Raw genomic sequence first — 6,679 nt, 5'->3', positions numbered from 1 at the left:
TTATATTTAACTCACCTTGAATATATCGATCGCTCCTGCTAGTGGTCTGCGATCAATTATTCAGCAAACCCTAATTATTGTCGGAAACCAACTGACGGCTGCTATTTGTCCGATCGCCCTGCTTTGTTTAATAAATCCGGGTACTTCTGCGATCGCCAAAAATGGAAAAGCTAAACTTTGAGCAGCACGATCGTATTTTCCCTCTACAAGCTGATATAGTTCTAAGGTTTGCCCGCGCTATCTCCAAAGTTCGGGAACGCCAAGGGAAGAATAGATTGTGAACTTATTTAGATAATAATTTGTGTAGTCAGACTCTACACCAAAATCCGGCGGGTCTGTTTCTAACTCAAAATTTTTGCTTCTGACTAAAGCTTAATTCTGGATGTAGAAACAGGTATCCGGTTCGATTTCTAGAAGCGGATTTTTACCGGATAAGATTAGGGTGTAGAGGAGGAATATAGGGAATAATGTAAAGTTTTGTGACAATCTTCCACACTTGTGCTATTTGCCACATTTGTTCCTGCGAGATATCCTGCGCCCAAATATGATATAAAGCCAATCGGATTAAATGGGGATTTCCACCCACAAAATGTATTAGTTTCTCTACATCCTGTATTGGCAAATTCAATCCATGCCGAAGTGCTAAATCTTGCACTTGAGCGCTGGTAAAATCAGGTATTTCAACTGACAGCCCTAGATTAAATGGGGATTGATTGATATTGAGGGGAATATAAACTTCTGTCGAGTGTACTACTACTAACCGAAGTTTCTGCCAGATATTACTACTGCGATCGCCATACTTGCCTTTTTCGTACCAAGCTCGCAGCAAACCAAAAAAGTCAGAGGCAATTTCGTGGTGAGTGAAAAGGCGATCGACATCATCTAAGGCGAGTACCAGCGGTGAATCGATTTGAGCTAATAAATAATTCTCAAAATAATCGGTGGTGTTATAGTTGCTACCAAACATCTCATCCCAATAGTCTGCTAGTTTGTTCGGTAGCTTCAAGCTCCGACTCACGCAAGCACAAAACCATTGCAAGAATCGATTCAGATTGGTGAATACTTTTTCATCAGCCAGCTTGAGATTCAACACCACTGTTTGATAGCCCTCTTTTCTCCCCCGTTCCAGGATTCTTGCCATCAAGGAAGTTTTACCCATTAGTTGGGGAGCTTTGATGCGTATTAAGGCACCAGGTTGCAAAATCGCTTCGCAGGTGCGAGATTCAATGGGAGGGCGTTCTACATAAAACGCCGAATCGAGAGGTACTTGACCCCCCGGTAATTCTGGCTTTACATCTACACGATCGGGTTCAACTTCTTTAATCTGAGTTTCTGGCCAAGAATAATCAGATGGCTCCAAAATTAGATTAAAAGCCCTGAAATAGCGCTTGAGGGTTTGCTTATCAACGGTAGTAGAGCCATTATTGACCCGGAGCAAGGTATCTACAGCTAAGCCTGTGCGATCGCTCAACTTTTCAAGAGTGTACCGGTAGCCACAGTTTTCTTTAAATTCCGCCTCAGATTTCGCTTTCTGAAGTTTGCTCGATCCTTGAGGGGTAAGGATGACACCGCGCCTGCGTCTGTATTTAGGCTGATACATGGGGTTATTCAAGTTAAGGTACTGTACATTTAACTATTAAATTGAAAAAATAGAGGAAATGCTTTCAATCCCTCTCGTTTGCACCGGAAATCGTCTGCAATCCTACTGTATTAGCCTAGAACTTAAAAAACTAGATAACTTAACAGCCGTTAGTTAAGCTAAACAACCGAAATAAGAGAGTATTTTCCATGATTGTAGGAAATTTTTCTGAATTTTAGCAAGTTTGGCTCATGAGGTGGCTAAATTGGCTACCAAGCTAAAACGGGACATTTTGGTTATAGACCCCTTTCTCCAAAGAAGTTTATTGTCCCGCCATAGAATGGTAGCCACTAAATTTTCCCGCTTTTACACCCATACGAGTAGTATTGGCTGGGGATTTGAGGAGGAAAAATCCTTAACTTCGGATCTTAACTGCCAAAACTGCGATTGTTTACAGCGAGGACAAGAGGCAGACTGGACTTTAAGCTTGTTCAGCCAATGGCTGTCTTAGTGAAGGAACAACTTGATGCTAGATAAAGAAAGCTTGACAGAGAATGTAACAACGAATGTAACTATCCACAGATTTCGTTCCCTGATCGCTCAAAAAGCCACAAGTGAGACAAAATTAGACGAGCAACTCCTATTAAAATGCCTGTCTCAAGGCGACAAAAGGGCGTTCTGGCAGTTATGGATATGGCATCAAGATTATCTCTACCGTTGCTGTCAAACATGGATGGGAGGCGATCGGGTAGAGGCAGAAGAAGCACTGAGTCGAGCAAGGCAAAAAGCCTGGGAGAAAATGCCTTCTTTCGCTGGCACAATTACTTATCCTAAAGCTTGGCTGGCTCGACTAACTCATAATATCTGCATCGATATATATCGAGAACGCAAGAAAGGTGCAAAGGGTGTCGAGAACATTGAAAATATTTCAGAAGATGAGGGAATTGCTGGTAGCAGCGAATCACCCGAAGCTGCCATGCTCCGTCAGGAAACGACCCAACACATACGCCGTGCTATTAATAGTCTACCTGCCAAACTGCGAGACCCTTCCATTTTGCGGTGGTATGAGGAGATGCCTTACCGAGATATTGCCCAAAAATTGGCTCTTTCTGAGAATAATGTGCGTAAACGCATCCAACTGGCACGAGAGATTCTGCAAAAGCAGTTGCACAATTATCGTTTAGGTTTGGATACGGCAGAAGTCGAGGAACCGAACTCGCATGAACCGAAAACATCCGGATGTGAAATGTGGAGGGTAGAAGAGTATGTGCAACAGCCAATTGATTATAAGGTAACAACTACTTATCTTGATTCACTGCTACATACGAGATATAGCTCATCCAGCCTTTTGAGTTGGAAATAATTCCGAAATATTACAGAATACAGAGCTTTTCAAGTCTGATTGTAGGGGCGAGTTTGGTACGTTGTTGCGTTTTAGCGCTCTTATGAAAACTCAGATAAGAGCGCTAACTCGCAACAACATACCTTAAAAGGAAAGTGTTGCAGATATTGGGGTGCATTTAAAAGCCATTAACTATAATAGGTTTACTCCAATATGTCTAGAGTCACTGCTACTTGCCTGGTACAGCTTAATCAGCTTACCGGGGTGGAAATGAATGCTTATCTAGTTTTAGATGAGAAACTCACCAGGCAAGATATCAAGCTTAAAACATTAACTAAATACGTACAAAAGTATCCGACTGGATGGAAGAAACGAAGGGAATTAGCCGAACTGCTATATGCAATGGGCAACTGGCAGCAAGCAGTGGAAGAATATCGCCAAGTGCTACAACGGCAACCTCAATTAATTGATGTGAAATTGCTCTTGGGAAAAATATTGCAGTTAATGGGGAAAGAGACTGAAGCAATTGCAGTTTATGAAACGGCTAAAAGTTTATCTGAGAACGAAGCAGTCGGACATCATATTAATGGATTAATTGCAGTGTGTCGCCGTTGTATTGAGCAGGCGGCGATGTCTTTTGAACAAGCAACATTGCTAGAACCAGAGAATACGGCTCACTGGCTGGCTCTGGGATTGATTTATTTGGAAAAAGAGGCTCCCATTGCAGCGTTGCAAGCTTTTGATACGGTTTTGCAACTCAATCCGAATGACGTTGTAGCTAATAGTCACAGCTATGATGCGCTGATGATGTTGGGGAACTTGCAGGAAGCGGAACAACGTTTGCAGCGAGTGCTGGAGGTGTTTCCCCAGGATTTGCGGAGTCTGAAACTGCTGGCGGATAGTCGCTGTGGTACGGGATTAGTTGGGGGTGAGGAAGGTAAGCGGACAAAGCAAATGATTCAAACGATGCTGCGAATTGCTCCCAATGCTGCTTATGTTCATGATTCGCTGGCGCAGTACCACTTGTTTCGAGGGGAGTGGAAAAAAGGGGTGGCTGTTTTGCAGCAGTTTGTCGAACAGCATCCGCTTAATCTGGGTGGCTGGTATTTCTATGGGCGATGTCTATTCCGCACCGGGAATTCTATGGCGGCGGCGGAAGCGATGCTGAAGGCATATCGGTTGTATCCCAATGATGGGGAAATTTATCGGGCGTTGTGCGAAATTTTACCTGTGGCGGGGAGAGGAGAGGAGCTACAACCTTTGGTAGAAGAGATGTTGGCGCGGTTTCCAGAGCGCTGGAGTGTCTGGGCGACGGCGGGACGGGTGCTGGTGGAACATTTTCAAGAGATGGAGCGTGGATGTGCGTTGTCGGCGCGGGGAATGCAGCTACAGCCGCAGTTAGCTGATGCTTGGTTCCGACATGGGCGGGTGTTGGCGCTGGCGGGGCGACACCGGGAGGCGGTGGAGGTGTTGGAGCAAGGTTGGCTGTTGTTATTAGAAAGGGGGGGTTGCTTGCAATCTGTACCTGCGGCGGTGTGGTTGGGTGAGAGTTATGGGGTTCTGGGTGAGGAGGAGAAGTGTCGGGGTTGGTTGGAGAAGGGGTGCGTTTGCGCTCTGGAATTGATGAATTTTAATCCCGGTGTTGGACATTACTGGAGTGGTAGAGCGTTGTCGGGCTTGGGGGATGTGGTGGGTGCTGTGCAGAATTATCGAAATGCTCTGAGTCAGCATTTGTTTTACCCGGCTCGCGGGGAGGTTAAGGAAGGGTTGGAAGGTTTGTAGGTTGTGGTTTGAAAGGGTTTTTAGGTTTGAGGGTTTGTTTATTGGGTGCATCTATTTAGGGAAAAAAGCCTCAAACTCAAAAAAATCACAAGTTTATTTCTGAAATCGTTCTAATAGCAGAATCAAGCCAGGATGTTAACTTCTCGTGCTATGAAAAATTTAATTTTTAATGGTTGAGACTTAACTTCTTGGTAAAAAGATTCACTGCTTCCTCTAAACCCAATAGATGTAAAGCAGCTTTTTTACTTTCGGACTTCATTCTACTACACACTGGACAAATAAAAGGAATACAAAATGAGCAACGAAGAAAATAAACTTCCTGCAGGTGCCTGGGAAACTGGTGGCAAAGATTTTACTCAACAAATCACACTTAATGGTCGTTCAGACATTGGCTGGGGAACTGTTAATACATCAGATCAACGTTTGTACGGATATATCCACTTTCTGCCCTATAAGTTGACAGGAAATGATCCTTCCTACGACTACTACGCATTTGTGGGGTCGATGACGCATGGTGTTACTACATCGAAAAACAATGTGTTCTCTGTAGGTTACTATGCTACAGAGATGGATCTGGTAGTTACTTGTCTAACCGAATCGAGTACAGTGTACCAATACGGCCCTGACTCAACTGTTGGTACAAATACGACCAGCTTTAGTATAGGAGCAGGGTTGCAGGGAGGCTTTAAAGGCGATGAACCAACTGGTACAGCAGGAATTAATGCTTCTTGGGGTGTGAGCTTTGCAAGTCCAGATGTTAGTTTTTTAGCCAGTCGTTTGGAAAACGGTGTAACTTGGCGCTGTAAATTGCCATGTATAAGTTTTAAAAGTCCTGGCATACCAGCAGACCCTTTTCCAGCTTCTGCGGCTGGTTATACTTGGAAACCAGCTCTAATTGTTAAAGTTCCCAAAGGCAAACCTCCGATTCTTGAGATTCGTGTAAGAATACAGTGGAACTTTGACTACACTCGCGGAATTACTAATGACGTAAAAAGTTGGGTACAGACTTTCACCTATAACTACCAAGGTGTACCCTCAATAAAAGAGGGAGCTTTGATCAAAGGAAGTCGCCCGGAAATTTATGTCATGGAGTCGGGCAAGCGTCGATCGATTCCGGATCCTGCTACCTTTGAAGCTAGAGGTTATAAGTGGGATGCGGTTATCATTATCTCTGACTCGGACTTAGCAAATATTCCTTTGGGGCTACGTCTATTTCCAATCGCATTGTTGAAGGATGGAGTTTTACTCCAAGGAAGTTCCCCAACAATTTATGTCATGGAGTCGGGCAAGCGCCGAGGGATTACTGATCCTGCTACCTTTAAAATTAACGGTTTTAAATGGGAAGATGTGAAAGCTATCCCTGATGATGAGCTAAACAATATTCCGTTAGGAGCGCCGCTAAGTGGTGGGCGGGATGGAGCTTTGCTCAAAGGAAGCAGCCCGGAAATTTGTGTCATGGAGTCGGGCAAGCGTCGATCGATTCCGGATCCTGCTACCTTTGAAGCTAGAGGTTATAAGTGGGAAGATGTCGTTATTATCCCTGATAATGAACTAGACAATATTCCGCGAGGAACCCCTTTACCCACAGTATTAGCGTATCAAGAGAAGGGCAGCCTCCTACATATTTCAGGCACAACATCAGATGGAAAATTGTGGCACTCAATTCGTTTTCCCAGTGGAAGTTGGTCATCATTTGGAGATGTTGAAGGACAGACTGGAGATCGTGGTTTTATTACCGATGTAGCTCTCCAAGGAATCAGCGATGTAATTCACCTATGTGCTATTAACAGTTCAGGCAGCTTGTGGCACACAATTCGTCAGGCAGATGGCTCTTGGTCTCCTTTCGTTGATGTGAAAGTAGCTGCTGGAAATCGTGGCAATTTTGTAAATATGAGTTGTGCAGGGGGTGATGGTAAGCTACAGGTATGCGCTGTAACCAGTGATGGTAATCTATGGCACACAATTCGTCATGCAGA

The 6,679-nt window shown here is 44.3% G+C and carries 5 protein-coding genes; 4 read left to right on the top strand and 1 reads right to left on the bottom strand.

Translation table 11 applies throughout. The annotated features are described in order from the left end of the window. The first annotated feature begins 16 nt into the window (after window positions 1-16). On the top strand, window positions 17-181 hold the full coding sequence (locus tag QUA34_RS27265; protein ID WP_333390275.1) for a hypothetical protein: 165 nt from the start codon (window positions 17-19) through the stop codon (window positions 179-181). Window positions 182-424: 243 nt separating this feature from the next. On the opposite strand, the gene QUA34_RS27260 is transcribed toward QUA34_RS27265, so the two are convergent. Next, window positions 425-1,600: an AAA-like domain-containing protein gene (locus QUA34_RS27260; RefSeq protein ID WP_333390274.1), complete on the bottom strand. Its 1,176-nt coding sequence runs from the start codon at window positions 1,598-1,600 to the stop codon at window positions 425-427. Window positions 1,601-2,105: 505 nt separating this feature from the next. Between QUA34_RS27260 and QUA34_RS27255 the strand changes: the two genes are divergently transcribed. The 3 genes from QUA34_RS27255 to QUA34_RS27245 all read left to right on the top strand — a co-directional run. Next, window positions 2,106-2,942 carry an RNA polymerase sigma factor gene (locus tag QUA34_RS27255; RefSeq protein ID WP_333390271.1) on the top strand — a complete coding sequence of 279 codons (837 nt, stop codon included), beginning with the start codon at window positions 2,106-2,108 and terminating at the stop codon, window positions 2,940-2,942. Window positions 2,943-3,134: 192 nt separating this feature from the next. Further along, the gene (locus QUA34_RS27250; protein ID WP_333390269.1) at window positions 3,135-4,703 is read left to right on the top strand and encodes a tetratricopeptide repeat protein; all 1,569 of its coding nucleotides are present in this window, start codon (window positions 3,135-3,137) and stop codon (window positions 4,701-4,703) included. A gap of 294 nt (window positions 4,704-4,997) precedes the next feature. Continuing rightward, window positions 4,998-6,679, top strand: a 1,682-nt coding sequence (locus tag QUA34_RS27245; RefSeq protein ID WP_333390267.1) for a hypothetical protein, incomplete at its 3' end; no start/stop codon positions are given.

The organism is Microcoleus sp. POL10_C6 (assembly GCF_036701585.1).
Classification (GTDB): Bacteria; Cyanobacteriota; Cyanobacteriia; order Cyanobacteriales; family Microcoleaceae; genus Microcoleus.
This window is presented reverse-complemented; position numbering and strand designations above follow the sequence as displayed.

Bases quoted from the DNA above. Each gene is read 5' to 3' on its own strand.
- QUA34_RS27260 (WP_333390274.1), bottom strand. From the start codon at position 1,600: ATGTATCAGCCTAAATACAGACGCAGGCGCGGTGTCATCCTTACCCCT.
- QUA34_RS27255 (WP_333390271.1), top strand. From the start codon at position 2,106: ATGCTAGATAAAGAAAGCTTGACAGAGAATGTAACAACGAATGTAACT.
- QUA34_RS27250 (WP_333390269.1), top strand. From the start codon at position 3,135: ATGTCTAGAGTCACTGCTACTTGCCTGGTACAGCTTAATCAGCTTACC.